This window comes from Thiopseudomonas alkaliphila, from assembly GCF_001267175.1.
In the GTDB taxonomy this organism is placed as follows: Bacteria; Pseudomonadota; Gammaproteobacteria; order Pseudomonadales; family Pseudomonadaceae; genus Oblitimonas; species Oblitimonas alkaliphila.
This window is the reverse complement of the sequence record NZ_CP012358.1, coordinates 348705-370707: the sequence shown is the minus strand read 5'-3', so window position 1 is coordinate 370707 and position 22003 is coordinate 348705. Positions and strand designations below refer to the sequence as shown.

Sequence of the window (22003 nt, the reverse complement as noted above, 5' to 3'; positions counted from 1 at the left end):
TCGGCATAGCTATGATAGTAAGGCTAGTCGTCGCCGCAGGCGGTATGGCTCGCACCATACAGAATTGTTACCTGTCAAACGCCCAACTGGTCTAAGGCATACGCAGAAAGCTTTGAATTTAATCCCAACGCTGCATCGCTAACATCAAATTCTCTTCTTCACTAAGCTCAAGGCGGATATTTTCGTGCGGCATAAAATCAACCGCGTTTAAATCATTTTTTTGGTTCATATCCAACAGAAGCTTACTCAAGAGGCCCACTGCCTGCTCGACTCTTCGACCTATATTCAAAGAGCCTCTTTTATCCCTGTAAGCTAACCATGCTAAAAACTCTGGATAGCTTATTCTGGATTTTGCTTCAGCTATAGTATTACCACCTACCCCATTAAGAACTAGCTCATGCCAGATTTCTTCTTCTGGCTTGAGCTCTGGCTCTTTCCCAACAAATTAACCTTAGTAATTGCGTTTAATAGAGCAGCAGTAAGTGACTCACAAATAGGGCCTTGCTTCTCACTTCCAAGTACATCCTCAGTCGTAAAAACTGGCTGCCCATGTTTATCTGTAATGAAAAATGCAATCCGCCGAGCTACTGCCTCTAAATGCTGATCCAGCTCGCTTTGCTCTGAGTTCAAAGGACGAAATTCGTGTACTAGTGTTGCAAAACTTGCTCGCTTCACAAAAATAGTATTTTGGATTTCCTCTCCCTCTTTATTCGTCCAACTAATAGTTTCTTCTACAAGTGGATCTTGTAAAAAAGCGCCAGCTTTTTGCAAGCTGGCCAAGGTAAGTGGTGTGCTCATAGTTGCCTCTGAGTTGAATTACGGATGTCCCATAACGAGTTTATTATTTTTTACGAATCCAGCGTCCTTTACCTGTTCGCTGCACAGAGCACGCAGTCTTAACGACTGAGTTCCCTTGGAAGTCAAAAGGAAAATCAGCAACATACCCTTCAAACAAAAACCAAGTTCGACTATCTGGCAACTCAAAACTTTTGCTATCTGCTGCCACTGTAGGGTCTGCCTTACCATCAGACCAACCCAGTGCGAACGGCAAATTTTCATGCTGCTCTTCATCACTCTCAGACAATTCATATAATTTATGGTGGCAGTCTTTCTTTGGATCTGCACTCACATCAAAAGTAGCTTGTCCTGGTGTTCGCTGCCCTTTAAGGAACTTCTTAACATTCGACTTTAGACATGTATCCTCCAACTGGTCAGCTGGATTACCTCCACCAGAAAAGTTTGAAATGCATTCAATCTCCATTACTTCAGCACCATCTTTTGTTGGTAACAGCACATATAGCTGAGTGCCTTGCGTACGAATAGCCATACAACCCCCTCAGGTTATTAATTTTATTAACTAAATAGTCTAGGAACATGCCATGTGGCTGTCATAGTAAAACGCAAGAGCTGCGCTTCTTGATCAATGCCCAATGGCACAAAGCTAGTGACGTAGCTCTCTTTCTCAATTGCCTGTCTGATAATTTCAGCAGCCTGTAAAACTACTTTTTCACTTTCCCCATACACATCAATTTGCGTATCTATTTCATCCAAATCTGAGCGATTTTCTAAATACGCCTGTCCTGTGCCATTTATTACGCTCCATACTGCATATGGCGTTTTAGGTATCAGCCCAGACTCATCGAAAGCTTGCCCCCAAGGGAAAATTCTTACTGGATTTAAACCAAAAACCCGCACTACATGCGGGTTACTTGCACAAACTTTAAATAGTGGTGGCATCATTGAGTTTTACCTTTTTCAGCTCGCTTAACTGCACGATCAATTGCTCGCTTAAAGTGCAAAGAAAACTCTTGTGTCGCACTATCAATGTTGCTGGCCAACGCTTTGCGCATAAATGGTTTAGGTGGCATTTTGGCAGTTCCAAACTCTAAAAAACGCCAGTAAAACGTGTCTCCCCCAGGATTCTTCTTGCTTCCACCTATTGCATATCGCTTTCCTACACGTCCTTTACGCACGTTATCCTTTGTTTCTGCATATTGCTTAGCACCTCCTAACACCCCCACTTTAAATAGATGGTCTCCCGTTTTTTTAAAGCGTTTACCATCGAGGCGAATAACAAGATTGCTAGCAATATTATTGGGCGTTTTTGGATTATCTACTGCTTGAGCACCGCTTTTAGCAGAAGCTAGAACTAGCTGAGCGGCTTTACGCAAAGCAAATCGTGCACTTTTACCTTTAGCCTCCTGCTTAACTGTTTCAAGCTTAGCAAGCACCTCTTCTACACCTTGTAATTTAAATGGCTGACTCATGTATGCTCCTTAACCAAAATAGTTAAGTACCGACTCCCTGATATAGCATCAGGAATAGCGCCTATTACTGAAAAAACATGGTCTCCGTGAATAATACGCCCCCCTGGTTCTATTTTTGGCCCAGCTCTAATCACTACTCTAGCTACTGTTTCAGCACCAGCTGCTTGAGCTGCAAAACTATCTTTAACAGATAAGTGCTCGATTGAAGCCCATAATGATTTCCAGTTTTTCCAGCTTAGATTCATTGCACCAGTTTCTGGATCTTGCTGCCTAACTTGCTTCTGTATCATCACTCGATGCTTTAATCGCCCAGCTCTCATATCCCTATTCCTATACGATAGGGGTGCAGCATTTTCTCTACCAAAGGGTTTTCTTTCATTCCCGATGGTGTTGTTGCTTCTCTATTAAGATAAAGATCGGCTGCTATTAAGAGCACCGCGCTGGTGACGCTCGCTGGAAGTTTGTCTTCCCACGGAATAGGCCTCCCTAAAAACTTAGAGGCATAATCAATTGCTGCTGTCAGTATTAGTTGAAGGTTTTCGTCCTCGTCCTGATCGTCCAGCTCGAGACGTAGGTGGTTCTTTAACTGCTTGAGACTGATGCTCATCCTCTCGCTCCTCTAATGCTGTGCCATCTACATATACAGCTAGGTGTGTATTGACTAAATCAAGAGCGTGACCTTTGCGCGTGATGAACTCTTCCCCTACTTTCAGCACTCGGTTTTCAAATAAAAAAGGTCGTAAAGCTTCACACTTAATATCCACTTATATCTCCTCTACAGCGCTAAGCATTAGCCTAGCGCTAGACATAAAACGGTTTATGGGGTGATTACTGTGGATCCAGTAACAAATGCTTCTGGGCGATATACTGCAAAAGCTAAACGCTCTTCAGCACGGATAGTTGCCATGTTTTTCTCAAAGTCCTTATCATTTTCGGTAGAGATCAAAACTTCAATTTCCATACGGTCGAAAATTTGAGCCCCCATACCGAATGCGCCAGCTAAGAAGTTGCTTTTTGTCATTGCTTGCGTTTCAACAACAGGCATATTCCATAGAGTTGGCGTTGCACCATTAATGGCGTTACCTACGATATAGCGCCCTTCTTTGTCCTTTGTAGTCTCAATCATTGCCCAGTCTACTGGGTTTAAAACAAGGCCATCTGCGGCATACTCTGCTAAAGCCACCTGCAGCAAAGCCAGTCGAACCCGGTCAATTACTGTCTGCATCTCTGGCTCAAACTCTGCGTTAAATGTTTGTGCGCTTGGTACAATCCCTTTTAAGTTTTGACCAGTCCCATCACCAAACAAAAGCTGTTTTTCTTCAGCTAGTTGTAAGCCGTAAGAGGCACGCCCATCAATGTAACTTTGCAGTGCAGGTGCATCATCTAACATCTGTCGACTAACTTTGAACAGGTGTGCAATCGTTCGTACGTTCGTTGTAACTAGATCAAACGCAATGTCTGAGTACGGTTTTTGAGCACCCTCTGCAACAACACCAGCATTATTAGTAAAGCCCGTTTCCTGCACATACTCGATAGCATTCGATGACGTTTCGCCTGGCATAATAAGATCACGTACAGTCATCCGCCGCTGTGCCGGAAGAATTAATCCTCGATGATCTGGTTGCACGAGTTCACCGGCTGTTGCCGTCGTAATTTCGCTACGAGGTGCAGATACACGATGAATACCGCGCCAGCTTGAGTTAACTTGGGTAAATGCTTCCGCTGAAACTAATCGTGCACCCAAAGTCATCTGGCCGTCTTCTTGATGGCCTTTATCATGAGCCACAATAGCCTGTTCAGCAGCATTTAAGCGTGCTTGTAAGGCTCCTTGCTCCATTAAAAGCTTATCAACACTGGCGCGAGTCTCCTCGCCCATTCGACCATACTTTTCTAGTTCTTTATTTGTATGTTCAGCTTGGGTACGTAATTTATCCCCTACTTTTTTTAATGTCGCGCTAATTTCTTCTCGTACAGCTTCAACAGATAAACCTGGCATAGTTATTACCCTTAAATAAAAAAACCGCCTAACTGGCGGTTTAAATTGAATTTTGATGTAAGGTTTCGACTGATCAAAATGCTAAGCTTTTTAAGCCATCTGAAAAGCTCATAAATAATTCAGCAGCAGCATTTGATGATTTTTGTTTAGTAGTTGGATGAAGGCTAATCTCTGATTCTTGCCCCCAAAAGTTATCTTTAATTGCAGCTAGCATTTTCAAGCGTTGGTTGTAGGGCACTCCTCCTTCTGCAAGTGCAGCATTTATATTTTGAAAGGCTTGTGCTTGGCTAGCAGGCGCAGTATCTGTAGCAATTTCTTCTGCCTGCAACACACCTGTCATCAAAGACTTTTGAACTGCACTACTTCCTGACAAATATGACTCTTTATCCATGAGGTCAGTGACTTCACTTTCTGACATACCGGACACATCGATGTAGACATCTCGCATCGAGATATCAAATTCTTCTAACTGATCCGCAATGTCACGCAGATCATTACGATTACCTACAAAATTAGACCAACAGTTATGAATCATTAAAAATGCAGATTTAGCTATTAGGCGTTCAGCCCCTGCCATTGCAATAATAGACGCTGCTGATGCTGCTAACCCAATAACTTTAATAGTCACTTTCTGAGAGTGCTCTCGTAGCCGGTTATAGATTGCAATCCCTTCAAACATATCGCCGCCTGGACTGTTGATATACACCACCACTTCGTTGTCTCCAATGCTGCGCAATGCAGCATCTACCCTTGCTAATGTAATCCCTTTATTGGTTTCTCCCCAGTAGTCATATGAATCACCTACCACGCCAAACATAGTAATAGTGTTCACACTTTGTTCAGCTGCCACTTTAATATGAGGATTCCATGCTGCTAAGGCCTTAGGATTTAATTCAAATTTGGGCATTGCTAGTTGCTCCTTAATTAATCTTCCGATGCGGAAAGCCAGCTTTTTAAGGCAGCTTTAGCTGCTTGCTCATCATTTTGAGCGCCCAGCTTATCTAAGGTCGTCATGTTCATTTGTACAGTTAACTTAGATGCATTACCGCCTTCTCGCGGTAGGTTTTCTTTAACTCTACAATCGTCACGAGTATAAATACCGTTAGTAGTCATTTTCGCGTAAAAATCAGCTCGCGCCTGGCTATCTGCACGCAACAGTCCCTCTAAGGCAAACTCTGCATAATGAGTTTGCCTCTGAACTATTGTGAGAAGATTTTTATTGATAGCTTGCTCAATTCGCTCAAGCCAAGGAGCCAAAGTAAACGTCAAGAAGCCAATCATTTGCTGTTCAATACCAGTTCCCCAACTGGTACTTTTTTCTGTATGCCCAACCATCCAGGGAGGCACCCGAAAAAAACGACAGATTTCTTCTACGCTCCAGCCCCGTGACTCTAATAGCTGAGCATCTGCCGGATCAATGCCGATCGGCTTAGCCTCTACTCCAGACTCAAGAACTGGAGATCGCCCAGCATTCATGGCACCTGATAGTTTTTCAACATATTCACGAAAATCATCTCTCTGCTCTTTTGTTAATACGCGATTTACACTAAATGCCACTGTAGGCATCAAGCCATTTTGAAAAGTGCTACTGGCAGCTTTATCTGCTGATATAGCTGAGCCAATTACAACAGCCCCATATCTCAGTGGAGATAAGCCATTAATTCCATCTAAAGAAAAGGCAGGAATATGCATCAAGTTGCTGAAGGCTATGGATCGTTTTTTATTTTTTTCTGTATAAACCCAGCTACTTTCTTCTTCCAACCACTTCACATTATCAGCTTGTAACAAATTCAAGCTTACTGGTAAGTCTTTTAATCTCTTAATCTCAATATAGGCGTTGCCTTTAAAGAGCATGGAAGCAACAACTGCCTCCCAAAAATTTACTGCTGTCATGCGCTGATTAGGGCTGTTACTAATCAAGTCATGAACACGAAAGCTTGGATCAATCTGACGTCCCCCATCACTTTTTCTTTTATAGATCCCAAGCGGTAAGGTCGCAATAGTCTCTGATATCAATCGAACACATGCCCATACAGTTGAAACTTGTAATGCGGAATCAACAGATACTGGTTTGCTAGAACTGCCTGGCCACCAACCAGAACCTGATACCCAACGCTTTTGACCTGTAACGGGCTTAGAAAGCGATGCTAGTAATGTTTGTGAAAACGTTTTAGCCATTTGACATGCCTCGCTTAATGAAGCCAGCTATGCAAAACATGCTTAACGAACCAGTAATTAACGCCCAAGCTATACCTGCTAATAAATAGACTCCACCTACTAAGAGGACAAAGCCCAATAGCGCACTCGTCAGAAAAATAAACAAGGCTAAATTCATAAAATTGGATCTCTGATAGCAGCCATAAAGTCATGAACACTTTCACTGGCAACAGGGTTTTCGCTGAGTAAAGAAACAGCATTAAAAGCAGCCATTAATGGGTCAATTTTGGCATTACCACTGGCTTGTTTTGTAATTAGAATCGCATTGCCTCTAGGCTCCACTTTGGCATTACCACAACACCAATTCATAAGTGATTGATGAGCATGCCAAAACGTTTCTTCTGCTAGCTTTCGTTCTAGAGTTTTAATAGCTCCGCCCAAGCGCCAACCTTGGCTAACCCCTACAATTAGTTCTTGAGGAATGCCGCGCTCAATCAAGGCATCTAACACTCCGCCAATACCCGCCGGATCCATCCCAATCTTATCGAGCAGGCCTGCGGAGTAAATGCGGTAAGCTATTTCTGCAACTCCTTCCGTATCATCCCCCACACGCTTAACGATTGTTAATTCTCCTGCTTCAGAGAAGTCCATGAGGTTCGAAGCTATTTCCTTTCTTCTAGTTAATACGCTCTCATGGGCCCATGCATGGCCCCACCCCAACCACTCACGCGTTTGCCGACTACGCCCAATTACATATAACCCTAAGAGGTCATCTAACCCACCACCATCAATTCCAATATCAATCACTTCGCACTCAGCAATAATATCTTCTAAGCTCAACTCCACATCGGACTGCTGCTCCCAGAACTCTGCACCAGACCAATTGTTAGATAACAAGGCTAAACCAACTTCAACGTTGCCATGCTTAGCTAAAAAACCAATGAGAGAGTCAGCCCCATCCTCTAGTGCTTGCTTATATCCACGCTCTAAAAAAGCACTATCTACTGAGTAATTAAGATTTGGATTAACTAATTTTAGGTTTTCTGGCTTCTTGTGTTCACCAGCATCGATCATATGTTTAGGGAACTCATACAAGACTGGTAAGAAACGATTGTCATCGATTCGTCCATCCCTAACTCCCCGTGCATACATCAGCTTCTTTTTAAAAATGCCGGCAGGTGGTTCGTTTGATTGCGTAGTCAAGAAAATGACGAACCCTTCAGGCCTAGAAGCTAACCCCCCTGTGGCTTCACGAATAATATCTTCTGCTTTGCTTTTCTTGCCAAATAGCCAAGCTTCATCAACTAAAATCCCCACGGCTTTTTTACCACCAACTGTGTCACCATCTGCGGCTACAACTTTCAACGTGGCATTATTATTAAGGTGGGTGATCGTTCGCGTGTGTTCTTGGATATGCAAAAGATCAGTTAAAACATCATTTTTGCGGATCATATCCCGTACTGGAATGAAGCTGTTATCTGCAATTTCCTTAGTAGGAGCTAAAATAATAAATTCAGCAGACTCTCTCCAGTTACGAATTAAAGCTGTTAGCATCACCCCTGCTGCAATTGTCGACTTAGAGTTTTTTTTAGGTATAAGAAGGAAAAACTCTTGTATTAGCCTCCTACCACTTTCACTGTCATAAGCACCGAAAACAGCAGCCGCAAAATCAAAAACCCATTGCGCACAAGATTCTGAAATCATCGGGCTACCTGGTGCGTCAACAATTCTCAGTTCTTTGAAAACAGAAAGCCCAGCTTCGGCTTCTTCTGGGAACAGTGGCTCAAGTGGTATTAAACTTTCACCGGCAACAATTCTTTTCTCCCAGTCTAGGCACGCTGTACTCCACTTCATCTAGCACCACCATTATTTACAACTAGCTTAGGTGGGGCACTCGGTGCAAATTTCTTAGCTGCATGCCTAGCTCTTTCTTGTTTAGCCTCTTTTTTTCCTTGATCTGCAACCTTCCCATGCACATAAGGCATCAAGCTTTTGGCTGCATCAATTCGTAATCGAGGCTCCTCGAGCTCATCATTCATTACATGTAGCAAATAATCTTTTGGATCAGAAAAAGCACCTATATTTTCCGCGTTAACACTTGTTAAGTCAGACTTAACATTTTCATCAGTTTTGTTAACTTTTTTGTTAACTTTTGGCTCATGAATGTTAACTTTTTGTGAGACCTGTTTTGGCGTACTTATAGAGCTTTTTGCTGCTCTCACACGCTTTATATAAGCCTCAACATCTTGATCTTTACAAAGCCTAGATCCTGCCTGTGATGCAGATGTTTCACTGTATCCAGCGATTACAGCAGCATTTTTCTGTGTATTCCCTGCGAGTAAAGCATCAGCGAATTTTTTCTTTTTGGAAGTCAGCGCCATGCAGCCCCCCATAGCTGAAACTTAACAGACTTAACATATTTCAAAAACGGGAAAAAATATGCGAATGAGTTAGGGGTCGGTATCCACAGGGCCAAGGTTTTAGACTTTTGGCACCCCCCTCCCTCAAATAAAGTAAAAAAAGAAGAAATATCAACGACTAGCTAAAGTCTCCGCGGCTCTCACGTGCTGTCTTATTCGCATGACAGGGTGACTTACATAGCACTTGCAGATTATCTGGAGCATCTGTCCCACCTGCGGCTAAAGGCACAATGTGATCTACTTCAGGCTCTAATGCGAGAAGTCCGCAATGCTGACAAATTTGCTTATCTCTAAGAATAATTTGCTCACGGAGCTTACGCCAAGCTCGGCCACCTCTGCCACGCCCCCAGGTTTTTATCTGCGGAAGCTTTTGATTAGTCTTTTTTAAAGTGGCTAAGCGGCTACGATGCATTTCAAGCTTAGCCATGATCAATTACTCGCCCAGCAAGATCTAGAGCGACTATCTCTTCCGGCTCAATGCCGTGCTCATCAGCTAAGGCTGACAACAAGGCTGCCTGCTGCTCAATTAAAGTGCTTAGCAGCTCATTAGTTAGGTTAGCTGCCGCCAGAAGCTGCTCATTTAATGACTGACTCATGCTATCCCCCAAATTTCTTACTGGCTACTTGCTCAATTAAAGCTCGAGCCTTATCAATACCAATCAATCCGACGAAGATTGCCATTCCCCAAGCCCAGCCATCATTAATCTGCAAAGCTTGCAAACCATTAGCAGCCATCATGATCACGAAAGTGCCTAGCAGCGCTTCCAGCAACTCGGCTTTCCAGCTGCGGCCATCGCTATATAGATTGATTCGTAAGTATGAAATTATGAAGGTGAGCATCATGATTAGCCCATGTTCGCGGGCTGTTGCGATAATGCTCGCCCAAAACCCTAGATCTTTATCTGGCATTTTATGCATCTCGATACCCCGCGGGGCTAAATGATAGGCAATAAAAAACCCCAGCCACTTGCATGGCTAGGGTTTAAAATATGTTATGCGCTAAATTCGCACTATGGAGATATATTGGCTCACTGGATCACTTTAGTCAAGTAGATCATTTATCGTTTTTCATTGCCTTTAACATATCTATAGTTGGCATAGTTGGCGATGAATCACCTCCTAGTAACCCAGTATCAGTTCGACTGAATAGTGACTGTAAAATAATTGCCCGCGCATCAGAATCAATACTTCCATCCTTTATCAAGGACAAATAAACATGCGTTAGTTGCTCACGCTCTTCAGCATCACGCATCAAGTGAAATGAGCTAAATATTATACGTGAACAGACTCTTACAAAGTAAAAGTATGCAGCTGATCCTAGCATAATAAAAATAGCGCTTTGCGCTGTAATCAAGGAAATCTCCTTACTTCCATGTTCTAACCAATACATAAAAAGATTAGAGAACCCTATAAAACCCACCACAACACTAATAATAAGAAAGGCTGTCCAAACCTCACCTGCACGTCTATATTTTTTAGCTGAATTCCCCCAGTGAGAAGCAGGTGCCTCAAGCCTTAAAAGCTCTGTATATGTATGATGCAAACTATCTCTCTCTCGAACATACTCACTATGAAGGTTAGATATTTCCTTAGAAAACCTTATTTTTTCATCATCAACAAATTTTATATTATTCTTAAGTCTTGAAATATCTGAAAGAACTTTCGAGTAATTTATGTTTTCAGATGAGAAAAGTCTATTTGACAAGTAACTAAGATAACCATCTTCAAAAAAGCCAAGATCGCTTGCGTCTTCATTATTTTTAGACGCTCTTGCAATTTCTTTTTTTAAGTGCTTTAAACCACGAATAAAGCTTTCTGCCTCTCTAACACCTTCATTCTCTAGTAATATTCTTTCAAGCTCCTCAAAAGCTTTTGTGCCTGTAAAGACAAGATCTCCAGCAAACTCATCTCTATATATACTAATTAAGTCTTTAATTGTAACTTTATTATGCATAATGTCATTTAAAAGGTCCGCTCTAAATGTTGAGTAGCTACCTGGCAGCCCAGCACTTTTTGAATCTGAATAACTATAAATATCTTTAGGAGTTATATAGTATAGTTTTTTACCGCCTTCCAGCTTCTCTTTTCTCTTCGCTAAATTCATCCATACTGATATGTCGCGCGAGATAAACTCAATTAAAGACTCAACATTAAAAAATGTCTTAATATTTCCTGCAATATCTACAAAAACAAACTCATCCATAGTTAATACCAAGCTAGTACACTAAATGCATCATTAATTAAAGTATTTAAAAAATTCAGAATTTTACGCCGCCACCTTTCCTGCGTTTTAACTGGCACTGGCTCATCGCACCAATTGTCCATAAGATACCATTTATCGGGCAAAGCAACCGCTCTCACACGCTTAGCATTACCACGCGGCTTAGGTATCGCCCAAGTAATAATCGCCGTATGTTTAAAGCGCGCAGGTGCCGGGGACTTTATATGTGCAGCCAACTCACTTGCTGCTTTCAACTTTGCTTTGAAGCACGGGGAGTACTTAGCAACCAGTACTGCATACTCAATCGGGCTCAGCACTCTACGCATTCGGGCGTGAAACATGCAGGAATCTACAAATAAATCATGCCTAGTTAACTGGTCTGGGTTCGTACTGCGTGGCATATCAATATCTTTAATGGATGCAGATCCCGCCATTAAAGTGTCACTAGCCAGCGCGCGAATCACTAAAGGAACAATATCTTGCTCTAACTCCATTAGCTAACCACCTCAATTAAAACCTTTACCAAACCACCTTTAACCGGCTCACCCACTTCAAACTGAGTAGCAAAGCGGTTGTCGTTAACTTTGAGCCCATCAGCAATGCCGTCTCGCCCAGCCTTAAAGCTGGCCAGCATGTTGTCATCATCGCGGGCGCGGCGATCTGGTGGGCAAAACTCAATTTTCATTAGCAGCTTGCCCGCCGGCAGTTCTTGGCGGGCGTTATAAGCAAAGGCCATGCATAACCGGCGGTAGCTTTTTACTGCTCTAGCCTTAGCTTGATAATGCGCACGATGATTCGGGCTAAGCTCACGCGGTGGCCAAGGCAACTCTAAATAAATCACTCAGCCTCTCCTTTCATGTGCTCTTCAATCACTTTCACTACTTCTTCACGACTTCCAAGATAAGCAAACGACTCTTTAGCGCCTGGTGCTGTAACCGTATAAACGTACTTTTCGGCCACATTCACTTTCGCAACTATGTACCCCCGATCGGTTTCAAACACGTTGTGAGCGCCGCGCACTGGCCGCCATTTAATCGCCGACATAACTACTACCTCCCGCACCGTACCGGTTAACCGAATGCACTGCCGGCTCACCCTTTCGCTGGCCAGCCTCAAGCTGATAAATACGCACCATCGCCGACCGCAGCTCAGCACCCAGCTGCGCTGCCAATCCATTCTCAACCCGCTGCTTTGGATCTGGCTTAATCAGGGCATAACCCGAGCCCTCGCAATCTAGGCAACTTAGCGTTAAAACCATGCCGCGCACTCGACCACTGCCACCACACGCAGGGCAAGGTTTTACTTTTTTTAGCTCAAACTGCATGCCTTACCGCCTCTTACTTTGCAAATTCATTAGAATGCTAAACCCCGCATCAAATCAGGCTTTAACCCTAAAACCGCTAATGCTTTATCTAATACCTGTCTCGCATTGAAAGGCAGATAACCCACACTCATCTAAGCGTTCATGCCACTGCTCTAATGCCTTTCTCTTGAGTTCTTCTTGGGTGGTCAATACATAGGTCTGCGCTAAAACCCCCATCTGGTGATTCAACAAACGCTCACCAATTAAGTAATCAACACCTAGTTCTGCCCAGCAGGTGCGAGCCAGTTTTCGTAGGTCGTGGCTGCTCCAATCGCCACCGCTCATCCATTTAAATGCGCTACTGGCTTGCCGTTCATTCAGCAATTGACCCATGCCGTCCACAAACAAATAATCTGCATCACGGCCCACCATCCGCTCCCGATAAGCCACCAATAACTGGCAGGCCTGCTCAGTCAGTGGAAGCACATGCTCTGCACGGGTTTTAGTGTTCTCTGCTGGAATAAACCACACCCGATCGCCCAGGCTAATATCACGCCACCGAGCTAAGCGTGTTTCACCAATACGGGTTCCATGCATCAACATAATCAGGGCAAGCATTCCTTGCTCTACTCGCTCGCTATAGCACTGCTGCAGTCGCTGTATGAGTTCAGGTAAATCAGTTGGGCGTAAGCGGCCTGCCTTGGGCTTTTCTCTAGCCTGCACAAACTCTGCAAACTTGAAGCCCGCCAGTGGGTTTTCAGGGATCATGTTCAGCTTGAGTGCCTGAGCAAATGCCTGCTGCGCGACCCGCATGATTTGACGCACGTAACTAACTGAGTAGCTTTCCTGCAATGGCCATACAAGCTGTCGGTCAATCACCTCACGATCAATTGAGTCAATCGCTACGCCAGACAAGCACGGCAGCAAGTGCTTATCGATGATGGTCTCAACAGATGCTTTGCGCTTTAGGCTTAGGCTACGGTTACGCAACACACGGTCGCGATACCAGCTAAGGAGCCCCTCGCAATGCAGCCACTCACCTTGCTCAAGCCGCTGATCTAGATTCGCGGCTTTACGCGCTAAAAGCTCAGGCAAAGTACCTAATACTTGTTTTGCAGATAGCAGCGGATAAGCTCCCAACCGCTGCCACTTGCCACCTTGAATTAAAAACCAACTCCCCCGTGTTCGATCAGTCAAAAACCGAAAGCGCACCCCAGGATAACGGGCATCGCGCAAAGTATGCGCTGCGCCCATCATTTGCCGCTTAATCTCAGCGTCACTCAGGTTTACAACTACGGTTTTGCTCATTCAAATGCCTCGATGCGCGCCCAGCGCACTAAATCTTCATTAGATCGGTATTCGTTCTGATAGCTCGGGTACTCCTTGCCCGTTTTTACCTCAAAGTTCCAACCAAGCTGTGGCGTAAGCCATGCTTTTTTGTGCTTATCCCATACAGCCAGATCCAAGCCGAATGGGCTGCCGAAATCGGCAATGATTTGCTCGCCGCACTTCGGCGCGCTCGTTGGCGGATTCCACTTCATGATCGTTTCCCCTTGATTTTGTTAAGCAAAGCGTCCAACACCTGGGCGCCTTTTTCGCGATCTTGATCAGTTGGCTCGGCAGGCTTGGCAGGTAGCGCTCTGGGTGTTTCAGTCAGCGGCTCACCCCGCATGACCATTTTCACCACAAGTCCATAGTGATAATCGAACACTGGGCGTGATACCGACTCGGGCTGACTGGCCAACAAGTGCAATCCCGTCTCGCTGGCAGCATGAAAAACAGCGGCATGGGCTTGGGAGCGGTCTGCGGCTGGATGGGCCAAGGCACACGCTTGCCGATATGCCTGTTCAACGCTGGGCAGCCCTAGCATTTCTGGTGTTGGCTGGCTCCACTGGATAAACTCGCCCACGGACGGCATAAACGGGCGGCCACTAAGTCGGCACTGCTCAACACCAAAGTGGATCTGCTCCAGCTGAGTTAAACCCACAGAAATAAACGCCTTGGTCCAGCTGCGCTTAGCTGCTGCCTCATCCTCAGCGGTTGGCCATGCGTTGCGCCATGCTGGAAAAATGGCTTTTAGTTCACGAAACAAACGATTAACCACTAAGCCCGACTCATGATCGGCTACTGCACTAATCGGCTTGGCTGGCTGGGTTGCGTACCGTTCAGGTGCCAGCATTACGCTTTGGGTTACTTGTAAGGCGCTTCTCATAACCAGCCCTCCGGTTCATTCATCCAACTGGTGTCGTTCAGATCATCAGCTACCTGAGTACTTTGCGGTGCCAGCGGCTTATCAATCACGCCAGCGTAGTTATTAAAATTCTTGGCGCTAAACAGCGTGCTTGGGCGAAGATATGCGCTCATTTTTGGATCGTTAAGCCACTCGGCGCACTTACGATCAATCACCGCAATAACTGTTTCTAGGCTGTGGCCCTCTTTGAGCCGTGCGTTAATCAACTGAGTATTTGACTTAACAGGCTTAAACTTTGAACCGGTGCGCTGATTCAAATACTTAATCACTTTTGCGGCGGTGTTGGGTTGCCCGACAATAGATGGTTCTATGGCTGGTTCAAAAGAGTGACTGGTTCTGGGTGAACGTGGTTCACTACCCCCTAGTGCATCTGGTTCACTAGGGGGTGAAATATATTCACTAGGTAGTGAATTATTTTCACCAGCTAAATCATTAGTATTTTTAGTTTTAGGTGGTGCAGATTTTTCACCATCTAACGATAAAACAAAGATATTTGAGGCGTTGCCATGATGGGTGCCTTTACGGATTATTTTACGCAGTAGCCCAGCCCCTTCGAGGGCGTTAATATGGGCAATAACCGAACGGCGACTAATCTCACAATGGTCAGCAATATTCTGGTATGACGGCCAGCACTCGCCTTGATCATTGGCGTTATCAGCCAGTTTTAGTAGCACCAGTTTACGCGTAGGATTCCCCACTTTTAGCTGCATGGCTTTAGCCATTAAAATCATGCTCATGCTACCACCCCCACCACGCCAACTAAGTTATGCTTTAGCTCGCCGTCCCAGCTGCGCTTCATAGGTAACTTGCTGCTCAAATAAAGTTTGAGTAGTCGTTGGGCGCCAGCTTTAAGCAATACAGCTTTAACTGCGCTAAATGCATCTGCTGTGCCGCTTTTAATTTCTACTGCTTGCTCGGCCATGTACTTGTCGCGAGCATAGCTAGCAACACGCCAGCGGCTGCGCCCATTGCCCGAGTCAAACAACCAGCCAGCACGCTGCAAGTAGGCGTTGATTTCCATTGTGTTAACGCCATTTAAGCGGCGGCAAAAGTCAGGCGCAGTTACACCGGCTGCCAGCAATTGTTCTAGCGCATCAATTCGGCTGGCTTGCTGTTGATTGGTAAGCTCCAGCTGCTGGATCTGTTCTTGTTGATCAGCTGCAAGGCGTAATGCTTCAGCAAAACTGGTGGGAATAACAGGCTTGGCCAGTTGCGCTTCTAGTTCTTGCCAACGGTCCACCAAGCGGGCGGTGAATGTGGGTGACAACTGGGCAACGACTACAATCGAGTCACGCTTACCTGTCACGCCGCTAAAAAGATAGGTTTGAACTTGCTGACCTAGATGATTTTTAACTTCCACCAACGGTGGGAGTTGAATTACACCTGCGCCAGCCAAACGCTCGATGGTACGTCTAACACTATCGTGCCGACTATCCACCAGCTCAGCAATTTGCTGGCTGCTCATAGTTACTTCTGTGTGATTGCTTGGTATTATCGCTTTGTGCATAATAGTCCCTGCTATGTGCATAAAGCCCCGTTTAGATTAGTCGTCGGACGGGGCTTTTTTTTCGTCTGCAAATACTGTTTATCTATTCAGTAGCTAACTACCGACTTATTACTTGGCTTGCTTCTGAGTAAAATTCATCTCAGCACTGGCTAGCTCAGAAAGCTCGGAGCAAAGTTGAGTTGCTTTAAAGGCCCCGCCAGTTAAACGCTCGGCTTTAATCGCAGTTATAGCGCTCATGCCGTGCTTTCCGCGAACCCAGCCAGATACAGTGCTTTGGTCAACATTTAATGCAGCTGCAGTAGCAAGCTGGCTATTAAAATGTTTAACCAGCTGTTGATATATATTCAAATTTAAACACTCTAAATATGGGTTTTTCCATATTTTACATACGGGTAAACCCCTTTGCAAGAATATGGAACGCCCCATATATTTGGCCGATGGAATTTAAAGACCGACTAAAGCAAGCGCGTAGAGAAGCTCGATTAACTCAAGCCCAGTTAGCCGAGCGTGTAGGCATTGATCAGACAAGTATTTCTGACCTTGAAAGAGGCAAATCACTGTCAACAAGCTACATTGCGCAAATAGCCAAAACATGCCAAGTAAGCCCCAACTGGCTCGCTACGGGAGAAGGCAGCCCGAAAGATAGCGAAGCAAATGTTTTTTCTGGACCAGAACTAAAAGATAAAGTCCCACTCATTAGCTGGGTCCAGGCAGGAAACTGGCAAGAAATAAACCTGTATCAGCCAGTGGAAACCTACTACTACTGCCCTGTGCCACATAGCGAGCACACCTTTGCACTAAAAGTACGCGGTGCCTCAATGGAAAACCCGCACAGCCGCAAATCATTCTTTGATGGCGATATTATTTTTGTCGATCCAGAAAAATGCGCAGACCACAATTCGCTAGTGGTCGTAAAGCTTGATGACAGCAACGAGGCTACATTTAAGCAGCTCATTATCGAGGGCGAAGAGCGCTATCTAAAAGCGCTAAACCCTGCATGGCCAGAGCAAATGATCAAAATAAACGGAAATGCCACGATTTGTGGCGTAGTGATAGCAAGGCTGGATTTGTTTTGATTTTTCCCGCCAAGAAAGAACACGAACACACTTAGCGAACACCACAGCTATAGCATAAACAGCAGCAAAGGAACGCTAAATAAAACAGGAGGATTAGCTGGATATGTCCACTAAAAGTATAAATTTACGCGCATTCGAGATTGTAAACAGCTCTGTAACTCAAGCACATAGTGATTTATTTCAAAAGCTTAAAAATCGTCTTAGCAGCTCAATAGTCACTGACAGAGCAATGCTTTTAAATATGTCTGACAAGTCCAGCCAAGAGCAGGATTTAATTTCTTTTTACGAAGCTCAAGATGGCTTAGATATGCCTGTTTTTTGCGTACTGCTGAGAGCCTCAATAGATGACAACGCTCAGCATATTGACAAGGCTCTGTTTGAGCAAAACACTTTCAAAATTGACGATATAAAAGACAACCCACTTGGTCCTGGCGTTATCTACAAAAGACACTTTTACTTTACAGCATACAAAAACCACATTGTTACCACTCTGCCTGGCAACATCACTATTAAGGGTCTGCAAACATATTTAAACTGGTTCCTTAACGATCTTTATGAAATCACTCCAAAAATAAACAGCGAAAAAATTTCTGAGCTTTCTGACATTGAAAACATAAAGGTAAGAGATCCAATAAACGCGCAAAGCGAAGGCGAAAATGAAAAAACCCACAAACTTACTCGCTTGCTAAGGCACTTAAGCTTGGAGGCTGTAAAAAACTTCATTACTGACACTCCAAATATAAGCGAAGAGCAGCTTGAGCAGATGGTTTCTGCTGAGTTACTACTAAAATTTAGAAAGCCTAAAAAAAATGACCCAGAAGCCCTAAAAAAAGCTTATAGCGCCATTTTAAAGCCAGTAGCAGACTTAGATAACTATCAAGTTAAGCGCCGCAACTCATCGACTATCTACTCAGGGAAAGATATAGTTGAATCCAAAGTTGTCTATATAGAGGAACTAGAAAAAAACCGGATTAACGAGAGGCAGCTGGAGCAAGAGATGAGAAAATACATAATTGAGCTCGAGAGAAATGCGTAAAGCACTATACTTCCTAGGGCTATCTATAATTTTATCTGCTGCGCTGTACCCCTTAAAAATACCAGTGGATAAAAGTTATATTAGCACCCTGTACACCACAGCGAGCATCATGTTCTCGATTGGCATGGGCGTTATTTGCACCTTTAATCCCGAGAAAATAAAAAATAAAAACATCTACAACAACATTAAAAATAAAGTTATCGCCTTAAGAACAAACTTTTTATGGGTATTTGGCATTACCACCACAGGCTTTACTGCTGTTCAGGCGATTAGTAGTAATGTTACCTTAAACTTAGGTAGTGTCATTCTACACGTGCAACCCGCGCTCGATATTTTTTGCGCTGTACTGTTAATCATAAGCATGTGCTACTTCATCCTAAACTTCTTGAGCATGCAAAGCTTAGTTTTTGAAATACACGAAACAGACTAATCACAAATAACCCCTCCAAACCCACCCTCAGCGGTGGGTTTTTTATTGCCTGAAATTCAAAACCTAAAGAGCAAACCCATATTTTTATGGGTAAACCCTTGACACGCTTTATGGGTTTATCCATAATTTATCGCAACACAGCCCAACAAGCTGTTTGCTCTTTACACAATCTGGAACCCTCGCCCGTGAATCCTCAGCGTTCAGTAACGAACCACCACGAGCACAGTGCGAGTAATAAATTTTCACGGCCATGCTGGCTCTGGTACCAGCTATTGCAGACGAATCTGCCTGCTAGTTATTCACGCCTACCGCTCCCTCAGCTTGCTGATAGCGGTAAACGGTTTAACCGGTTGCCCTGCTAATGCTCCCTGCCCGCTGGATAGATAAACCGCTGTACGGGCACAGCAGACAGCAAATGCTGCAGGGATCTAATCACGCGCCCAGCCCACAGTGGCGCTAGTAACTGAGGCCATCTTTAAACGCTTTACTGAAGCACCTTGGCAACAGGGTGCTTTGGAAAGCTAAATCACGGAGGTTTTATGGAAAAGCACGAAATAGTTATCGGTGATTTTAAAGGTCTGCCTAGTAGCAACCTAACCGACCAACAACTTAAAGCACTGCTCTACATGGCAAACGAATACAGCGCAAAAGAAGCAGCCCGCGAAATGGCGATAAGCCCAAGAACAGTAGAGAAACACGTCAACCTAGCAAAAGTAAAGCTGGGCGGTAAGCGCTCTGTCACCGGCGTATGTGTTGAAGCAATGGCACGCGGCATTATTGCCAAGCTTTGCTTAACTTTGGCAGTAGGCGCGTGGTTGGTGCCCAGCGAAAGCCAGCCAACCAACCGCATCGCTCGTGTCACGATAACCCGTCACGCACCACGGCAAGCCTATACTCTCACCTAATAACTAATCCTGATTCTAAAAAACAACTGCAAAAAATCAGCTTTCAGTTTTAATTACCCCAGGAAACTCTGGCATATTTGTTAAACTGAAAAATGACATACGATCCTGTAAGTTTACAAGATCGAATTTAGCTATATGATTATCACTGGCAGCTACTGCTGGTGACCACAATGTAAAGCCAAAGTCTGATGTGTTAAGCGAAACTAACAAAGCTGACACATCAAGCTTCTCACAAGACTTTAAAACCTTATGCTTAGTAGAAGGAAATTTTATTTTAAAAATCTCATTATAATGAGGCTGAAAATAACGGATTAACCCCGCTTCAATTAATGCGATTTTCTGTTTTTTGCTAGGAGGGTTATAAATAGTTTCCATTAATCGCTTAACATCACTTTTATCTCTAGATTTGACCTCATCATTAGCCTGGCCATCCATAGTTGTAAACACTTGGTCATCTTCGAACTGTAGCATGAATATAATTATTTCATTGTCAGGAGTTTCATGCGCTGACCTAGTAATGATTTTCTGAAAAGTAGAATGACTATTCAAGCGTTGCTGAGCAGAACGATCACCTCGACCAATAGCCTGCCCAATATACAAAACTTCAAATTTACTCATTACATCATCTGAAGGCCGAAAGCTTAAATCTCTGTTCAGTGATTTTATGAATGAAGCAATATGAGTTACAGGATAATAACGAACTCTTTCACCTGCAGCGTTATATGTCCATATTTCTTGAAATGGATATTCACATTTAAACTCTATAGCATCATCTGCTAATTCAAATGGCATATGATCAAAATCGATAAAATATTCAGCTCCTTTAATTTTGTATCCAATTTTCCCTGAAAGCTTTCCATCTGCATATTTTAAACTATGCGAAACAAAATATGGTTTTGGGCGAGTAGCTATTATATATATATGGCACTTATCTAAATGTTTCTGATCTTCTTCAGCAACCTTCCATTCTGACATTAACTGATAGGCTGAACACATAAAAATATAGTTATTAGCATAACCTAAAGCATACTCTATGACATTTTTTCTTTTCACTAAACTATCCTTTTACAAAATGAAAGCCACTAAAAGCAAGAAAAAACAGATATTAAACTATAAAGATACCACAACTGTAGTTCTATCATAAGTATCCACCTTAGAGCCTAGCCTGAAGATATAAGCTCTATATCAGGCCTACTCCCTATATAAACCTTTAAAAGACTTAAAACTCACCAAAATCAGCTCAATTTTCATACCCGCATTCATTAAAAGGCATTTACCATGACAGCTATTACTCATGTACCACTATTTGCACCAACAGCTTTAACCTTTATCAAACAAGCGGTTACCGAGGTTTTTAGTAAACCAGTATCACAGCCAGCCGCCGCACAGCCAGCGCCAGCGGTACCCAGTCACGAATCAGTGGCCATTAGCTATAAGCGCCTGCTTGGGCAGGCAGTGTTAGCAGTCAATTTTCAGTTAGACGACGGCGCAGACTTCGATCATGCCTTATCCGTTATCAGTGACCGATACAACGTATGCCCCGACGAACTGCGGCAATCATACAACAAACACTGGAGCGGCAAGCTGATCCAGATTAGCTAAGAAAAGATCTGGCGCGGGTGTTCGCCTAAATGGATTTTGCTTGCCGTGTTAGCGCAGGTAAGTCACCCCTAGGGTAGCGCACAGCAAGACTAATAAGCACCAAGCGCTTGAGTCCTCTGCTCCCTCAGCAGGCGCGATCGAGGCGAGTCACTGGCGTAACCAGTGTGTATTGATAAGCGTAATGGTCGGAACCCAGTAGCACTGAAAGACATAGCTTAACGCAGAGCGTAAAACCCTCGGACGGTTAAGGCTGAATGAAGTGGAAGCTTGGCGGCTATGCTTCTGACGGCATAGGCGCTGGCAGGTGTCAACATTACGCTTACCAATGCAGTGAATGCCAAGGCTGATTGGCAGGTAATTTTAAACGCACGACTGAGGTAGGCAATGCGACGCGCATGAGATGAGTAACCTACTAAAGCAGGAGATCAGCGCCTGCCACTGCATTACTAATTCGCTCAGCACGCCGTCAAAAGGCCAGTGAGCAGCCCCGTAAACGTGCGATAACGGGGTGATCAAGATCACACGGTCAATCGAGGGCGAAGCCAATTGCTCTAGCAGTGATCATATAAACCGAGTCGCTGGCGTAACCAGCACCCTCCTTTCCCCATCTGAAATAAGGATATTCCTATGCTTGTTTTTACACGCCGCTCTGGCGAATCGTTCAAGATCGCCGATGATATTACAGTCACAGTTTTAGCTGTGAAAGGTCAGTTTGTTCGCATTGGCATCGATGCTCCAGAAAACATTCCTGTCCATCGTGAAGAGATATACCGCCGCATTCAAGCCGAGCGGCAGGAGGCCGAAAATGCCACTGAGTAAGCACGACATCTAC

Annotated in this window: 33 protein-coding genes; 6 read left to right on the top strand and 27 right to left on the bottom strand. The window is 44.2% G+C overall.

Translation table 11 applies throughout. The annotated features are described in order from the left end of the window. Positions 1-118 precede the first annotated feature (118 nt). From AKN87_RS12560 to AKN87_RS12555, 26 genes are all read right to left on the bottom strand, one after another. Positions 119-250 carry a hypothetical protein gene (locus tag AKN87_RS12560; protein WP_269429561.1) on the bottom strand — a complete coding sequence of 44 codons (132 nt, stop codon included), beginning with the start codon at positions 248-250 and terminating at the stop codon, positions 119-121. 140 nt (positions 251-390) lie between these two features. Continuing rightward, the gene (locus tag AKN87_RS01850) at positions 391-798 is read right to left on the bottom strand and encodes a phage tail assembly chaperone family protein, TAC (protein ID WP_053101805.1); all 408 of its coding nucleotides are present in this window, start codon (positions 796-798) and stop codon (positions 391-393) included. 43 nt (positions 799-841) lie between these two features. Next, positions 842-1327: a phage tail tube protein gene (locus AKN87_RS01845; RefSeq protein WP_053101804.1), complete on the bottom strand. Its 486-nt coding sequence runs from the start codon at positions 1325-1327 to the stop codon at positions 842-844. Between the two features lie 26 nt (positions 1328-1353). Then, on the bottom strand, positions 1354-1740 hold the full coding sequence (locus AKN87_RS01840) for a hypothetical protein (protein ID WP_053101801.1): 387 nt from the start codon (positions 1738-1740) through the stop codon (positions 1354-1356). Beyond that, positions 1737-2267 carry an HK97-gp10 family putative phage morphogenesis protein gene (locus tag AKN87_RS01835; RefSeq protein ID WP_053101799.1) on the bottom strand — a complete coding sequence of 177 codons (531 nt, stop codon included), beginning with the start codon at positions 2265-2267 and terminating at the stop codon, positions 1737-1739. Before AKN87_RS01835 ends, AKN87_RS01840 begins: the two co-directional genes overlap by 4 nt. Next, positions 2264-2557 carry a phage head closure protein gene (locus AKN87_RS01830; RefSeq protein WP_158487773.1) on the bottom strand — a complete coding sequence of 98 codons (294 nt, stop codon included), beginning with the start codon at positions 2555-2557 and terminating at the stop codon, positions 2264-2266. Before AKN87_RS01830 ends, AKN87_RS01835 begins: the two co-directional genes overlap by 4 nt. Before the next feature lie 26 nt (positions 2558-2583). Beyond that, positions 2584-2874, bottom strand: a complete 291-nt coding sequence (locus AKN87_RS01825; protein ID WP_053101795.1) for a head-tail connector protein — start codon at positions 2872-2874, stop codon at positions 2584-2586. Between the two features lie 210 nt (positions 2875-3084). Beyond that, positions 3085-4263 (bottom strand): phage major capsid protein, encoded by a 1179-nt coding sequence (locus AKN87_RS01820; RefSeq protein ID WP_053102279.1) that lies wholly within the window; start codon positions 4261-4263, stop codon positions 3085-3087. 73 nt (positions 4264-4336) lie between these two features. After that, the gene (locus AKN87_RS01815; RefSeq protein ID WP_053101791.1) at positions 4337-5170 is read right to left on the bottom strand and encodes a head maturation protease, ClpP-related; all 834 of its coding nucleotides are present in this window, start codon (positions 5168-5170) and stop codon (positions 4337-4339) included. Between the two features lie 17 nt (positions 5171-5187). Next, entirely contained in the window at positions 5188-6441 is a 1254-nt protein-coding gene (locus tag AKN87_RS01810; protein ID WP_053102278.1) for a phage portal protein, read from the bottom strand. A 153-nt stretch (positions 6442-6594) separates the two neighbouring features. Continuing rightward, on the bottom strand, positions 6595-8274 hold the full coding sequence (locus AKN87_RS01805; protein WP_053101787.1) for a terminase large subunit: 1680 nt from the start codon (positions 8272-8274) through the stop codon (positions 6595-6597). Next, a complete protein-coding gene (locus AKN87_RS01800) occupies positions 8271-8801 on the bottom strand; it encodes a terminase small subunit (RefSeq protein WP_053101785.1) in 531 nt (176 codons plus the stop codon). The genes AKN87_RS01805 and AKN87_RS01800 overlap by 4 nt, the downstream gene beginning before the upstream one ends. Positions 8802-8958: 157 nt before the next feature. Continuing rightward, positions 8959-9267 carry an HNH endonuclease gene (locus AKN87_RS01795; protein ID WP_053101783.1) on the bottom strand — a complete coding sequence of 103 codons (309 nt, stop codon included), beginning with the start codon at positions 9265-9267 and terminating at the stop codon, positions 8959-8961. Beyond that, positions 9260-9436, bottom strand: coding sequence for a hypothetical protein (locus AKN87_RS12285; protein ID WP_158487636.1), 177 nt, complete (start codon positions 9434-9436; stop codon positions 9260-9262). The genes AKN87_RS01795 and AKN87_RS12285 overlap by 8 nt, the downstream gene beginning before the upstream one ends. Before the next feature lies 1 nt (position 9437). Then, the gene (locus tag AKN87_RS01790) at positions 9438-9758 is read right to left on the bottom strand and encodes a phage holin family protein (protein ID WP_053101781.1); all 321 of its coding nucleotides are present in this window, start codon (positions 9756-9758) and stop codon (positions 9438-9440) included. Positions 9759-9894: 136 nt separating this feature from the next. Continuing rightward, positions 9895-11043 carry a DUF6161 domain-containing protein gene (locus AKN87_RS01785; RefSeq protein WP_053101779.1) on the bottom strand — a complete coding sequence of 383 codons (1149 nt, stop codon included), beginning with the start codon at positions 11041-11043 and terminating at the stop codon, positions 9895-9897. 2 nt (positions 11044-11045) lie between these two features. Then, positions 11046-11555 carry a hypothetical protein gene (locus AKN87_RS01780; RefSeq protein ID WP_053101777.1) on the bottom strand — a complete coding sequence of 170 codons (510 nt, stop codon included), beginning with the start codon at positions 11553-11555 and terminating at the stop codon, positions 11046-11048. Beyond that, positions 11555-11902, bottom strand: coding sequence for a RusA family crossover junction endodeoxyribonuclease (locus AKN87_RS01775; protein ID WP_064496065.1), 348 nt, complete (start codon positions 11900-11902; stop codon positions 11555-11557). The genes AKN87_RS01780 and AKN87_RS01775 overlap by 1 nt, the downstream gene beginning before the upstream one ends. Then, entirely contained in the window at positions 11899-12105 is a 207-nt protein-coding gene (locus AKN87_RS01770; RefSeq protein ID WP_053101776.1) for a hypothetical protein, read from the bottom strand. Before AKN87_RS01770 ends, AKN87_RS01775 begins: the two co-directional genes overlap by 4 nt. Next, on the bottom strand, positions 12092-12385 hold the full coding sequence (locus tag AKN87_RS01765; protein WP_053101774.1) for a hypothetical protein: 294 nt from the start codon (positions 12383-12385) through the stop codon (positions 12092-12094). Before AKN87_RS01765 ends, AKN87_RS01770 begins: the two co-directional genes overlap by 14 nt. Positions 12386-12469: 84 nt before the next feature. Beyond that, on the bottom strand, positions 12470-13672 hold the full coding sequence (locus tag AKN87_RS01760; protein WP_053101772.1) for a tyrosine-type recombinase/integrase: 1203 nt from the start codon (positions 13670-13672) through the stop codon (positions 12470-12472). Further along, positions 13669-13905, bottom strand: coding sequence for a hypothetical protein (locus tag AKN87_RS01755; RefSeq protein ID WP_053101770.1), 237 nt, complete (start codon positions 13903-13905; stop codon positions 13669-13671). Before AKN87_RS01755 ends, AKN87_RS01760 begins: the two co-directional genes overlap by 4 nt. Next, on the bottom strand, positions 13902-14576 hold the full coding sequence (locus AKN87_RS01750) for a replication protein P (RefSeq protein ID WP_053101768.1): 675 nt from the start codon (positions 14574-14576) through the stop codon (positions 13902-13904). The genes AKN87_RS01755 and AKN87_RS01750 overlap by 4 nt, the downstream gene beginning before the upstream one ends. Beyond that, positions 14573-15352 carry a conserved phage C-terminal domain-containing protein gene (locus AKN87_RS12280; RefSeq protein ID WP_053101766.1) on the bottom strand — a complete coding sequence of 260 codons (780 nt, stop codon included), beginning with the start codon at positions 15350-15352 and terminating at the stop codon, positions 14573-14575. Before AKN87_RS12280 ends, AKN87_RS01750 begins: the two co-directional genes overlap by 4 nt. After that, positions 15349-16080 carry a Rha family transcriptional regulator gene (locus AKN87_RS01740; RefSeq protein ID WP_053101764.1) on the bottom strand — a complete coding sequence of 244 codons (732 nt, stop codon included), beginning with the start codon at positions 16078-16080 and terminating at the stop codon, positions 15349-15351. Before AKN87_RS01740 ends, AKN87_RS12280 begins: the two co-directional genes overlap by 4 nt. A gap of 150 nt (positions 16081-16230) precedes the next feature. After that, positions 16231-16359, bottom strand: a complete 129-nt coding sequence (locus AKN87_RS12555; RefSeq protein ID WP_408033271.1) for a hypothetical protein — start codon at positions 16357-16359, stop codon at positions 16231-16233. Between the two features lie 128 nt (positions 16360-16487). On the opposite strand from AKN87_RS12555, the gene AKN87_RS01730 reads away from it, so the two are divergent. From AKN87_RS01730 to AKN87_RS01715, 4 genes are all read left to right on the top strand, one after another. Continuing rightward, positions 16488-17198, top strand: coding sequence for a LexA family protein (locus AKN87_RS01730; RefSeq protein ID WP_269414165.1), 711 nt, complete (start codon positions 16488-16490; stop codon positions 17196-17198). A gap of 103 nt (positions 17199-17301) precedes the next feature. Beyond that, positions 17302-18234, top strand: a complete 933-nt coding sequence (locus AKN87_RS01725; protein ID WP_053101759.1) for a hypothetical protein — start codon at positions 17302-17304, stop codon at positions 18232-18234. Continuing rightward, on the top strand, positions 18227-18664 hold the full coding sequence (locus tag AKN87_RS01720; protein WP_053101757.1) for a hypothetical protein: 438 nt from the start codon (positions 18227-18229) through the stop codon (positions 18662-18664). The genes AKN87_RS01725 and AKN87_RS01720 overlap by 8 nt, the downstream gene beginning before the upstream one ends. Before the next feature lie 539 nt (positions 18665-19203). Beyond that, a complete protein-coding gene (locus AKN87_RS01715; protein WP_053101755.1) occupies positions 19204-19569 on the top strand; it encodes a LuxR C-terminal-related transcriptional regulator in 366 nt (121 codons plus the stop codon). 36 nt (positions 19570-19605) lie between these two features. On the opposite strand, the gene AKN87_RS01710 is transcribed toward AKN87_RS01715, so the two are convergent. After that, positions 19606-20622, bottom strand: a complete 1017-nt coding sequence (locus AKN87_RS01710; RefSeq protein WP_053101754.1) for a hypothetical protein — start codon at positions 20620-20622, stop codon at positions 19606-19608. Between the two features lie 225 nt (positions 20623-20847). On the opposite strand from AKN87_RS01710, the gene AKN87_RS01705 reads away from it, so the two are divergent. Next, entirely contained in the window at positions 20848-21171 is a 324-nt protein-coding gene (locus AKN87_RS01705; RefSeq protein WP_053101753.1) for a hypothetical protein, read from the top strand. Positions 21172-21798: 627 nt separating this feature from the next. Further along, on the top strand, positions 21799-21990 hold the full coding sequence (csrA, locus tag AKN87_RS01700) for a carbon storage regulator CsrA (protein WP_053101752.1): 192 nt from the start codon (positions 21799-21801) through the stop codon (positions 21988-21990). Positions 21991-22003 lie beyond the last annotated feature (13 nt).

Excerpts from the sequence above, each read along its gene's own strand:
- AKN87_RS01850 (WP_053101805.1), bottom strand. The coding sequence starts at position 798 with ATGAGCACACCACTTACCTTGGCCAGCTTGCAAAAAGCTGGCGCTTTT.
- AKN87_RS01845 (WP_053101804.1), bottom strand. The coding sequence starts at position 1,327 with ATGGCTATTCGTACGCAAGGCACTCAGCTATATGTGCTGTTACCAACA.
- AKN87_RS01840 (WP_053101801.1), bottom strand. The coding sequence starts at position 1,740 with ATGATGCCACCACTATTTAAAGTTTGTGCAAGTAACCCGCATGTAGTG.
- AKN87_RS01835 (WP_053101799.1), bottom strand. The coding sequence starts at position 2,267 with ATGAGTCAGCCATTTAAATTACAAGGTGTAGAAGAGGTGCTTGCTAAG.
- AKN87_RS01830 (WP_158487773.1), bottom strand. The coding sequence starts at position 2,557 with ATGATACAGAAGCAAGTTAGGCAGCAAGATCCAGAAACTGGTGCAATG.
- AKN87_RS01825 (WP_053101795.1), bottom strand. The coding sequence starts at position 2,874 with ATGAGCATCAGTCTCAAGCAGTTAAAGAACCACCTACGTCTCGAGCTG.
- AKN87_RS01820 (WP_053102279.1), bottom strand. The coding sequence starts at position 4,263 with ATGCCAGGTTTATCTGTTGAAGCTGTACGAGAAGAAATTAGCGCGACA.
- AKN87_RS01815 (WP_053101791.1), bottom strand. The coding sequence starts at position 5,170 with ATGCCCAAATTTGAATTAAATCCTAAGGCCTTAGCAGCATGGAATCCT.
- AKN87_RS01810 (WP_053102278.1), bottom strand. The coding sequence starts at position 6,441 with ATGGCTAAAACGTTTTCACAAACATTACTAGCATCGCTTTCTAAGCCC.
- AKN87_RS01805 (WP_053101787.1), bottom strand. The coding sequence starts at position 8,274 with ATGAAGTGGAGTACAGCGTGCCTAGACTGGGAGAAAAGAATTGTTGCC.
- AKN87_RS01800 (WP_053101785.1), bottom strand. The coding sequence starts at position 8,801 with ATGGCGCTGACTTCCAAAAAGAAAAAATTCGCTGATGCTTTACTCGCA.
- AKN87_RS01795 (WP_053101783.1), bottom strand. The coding sequence starts at position 9,267 with ATGGCTAAGCTTGAAATGCATCGTAGCCGCTTAGCCACTTTAAAAAAG.
- AKN87_RS12285 (WP_158487636.1), bottom strand. The coding sequence starts at position 9,436 with ATGAGTCAGTCATTAAATGAGCAGCTTCTGGCGGCAGCTAACCTAACT.
- AKN87_RS01790 (WP_053101781.1), bottom strand. The coding sequence starts at position 9,758 with ATGCATAAAATGCCAGATAAAGATCTAGGGTTTTGGGCGAGCATTATC.
- AKN87_RS01785 (WP_053101779.1), bottom strand. The coding sequence starts at position 11,043 with ATGGATGAGTTTGTTTTTGTAGATATTGCAGGAAATATTAAGACATTT.
- AKN87_RS01780 (WP_053101777.1), bottom strand. The coding sequence starts at position 11,555 with ATGGAGTTAGAGCAAGATATTGTTCCTTTAGTGATTCGCGCGCTGGCT.
- AKN87_RS01770 (WP_053101776.1), bottom strand. The coding sequence starts at position 12,105 with ATGTCGGCGATTAAATGGCGGCCAGTGCGCGGCGCTCACAACGTGTTT.
- AKN87_RS01765 (WP_053101774.1), bottom strand. The coding sequence starts at position 12,385 with ATGCAGTTTGAGCTAAAAAAAGTAAAACCTTGCCCTGCGTGTGGTGGC.
- AKN87_RS01760 (WP_053101772.1), bottom strand. The coding sequence starts at position 13,672 with ATGAGCAAAACCGTAGTTGTAAACCTGAGTGACGCTGAGATTAAGCGG.
- AKN87_RS01755 (WP_053101770.1), bottom strand. The coding sequence starts at position 13,905 with ATGAAGTGGAATCCGCCAACGAGCGCGCCGAAGTGCGGCGAGCAAATC.
- AKN87_RS01750 (WP_053101768.1), bottom strand. The coding sequence starts at position 14,576 with ATGAGAAGCGCCTTACAAGTAACCCAAAGCGTAATGCTGGCACCTGAA.
- AKN87_RS12280 (WP_053101766.1), bottom strand. The coding sequence starts at position 15,352 with ATGAGCATGATTTTAATGGCTAAAGCCATGCAGCTAAAAGTGGGGAAT.
- AKN87_RS01740 (WP_053101764.1), bottom strand. The coding sequence starts at position 16,080 with ATGAGCAGCCAGCAAATTGCTGAGCTGGTGGATAGTCGGCACGATAGT.
- AKN87_RS12555 (WP_408033271.1), bottom strand. The coding sequence starts at position 16,359 with ATGAGCGCTATAACTGCGATTAAAGCCGAGCGTTTAACTGGCGGGGCC.
- AKN87_RS01730 (WP_269414165.1), top strand. The coding sequence starts at position 16,488 with ATGGGTTTTTCCATATTTTACATACGGGTAAACCCCTTTGCAAGAATA.
- AKN87_RS01725 (WP_053101759.1), top strand. The coding sequence starts at position 17,302 with ATGTCCACTAAAAGTATAAATTTACGCGCATTCGAGATTGTAAACAGC.
- AKN87_RS01720 (WP_053101757.1), top strand. The coding sequence starts at position 18,227 with ATGCGTAAAGCACTATACTTCCTAGGGCTATCTATAATTTTATCTGCT.
- AKN87_RS01715 (WP_053101755.1), top strand. The coding sequence starts at position 19,204 with ATGGAAAAGCACGAAATAGTTATCGGTGATTTTAAAGGTCTGCCTAGT.
- AKN87_RS01705 (WP_053101753.1), top strand. The coding sequence starts at position 20,848 with ATGACAGCTATTACTCATGTACCACTATTTGCACCAACAGCTTTAACC.
- csrA (WP_053101752.1), top strand. The coding sequence starts at position 21,799 with ATGCTTGTTTTTACACGCCGCTCTGGCGAATCGTTCAAGATCGCCGAT.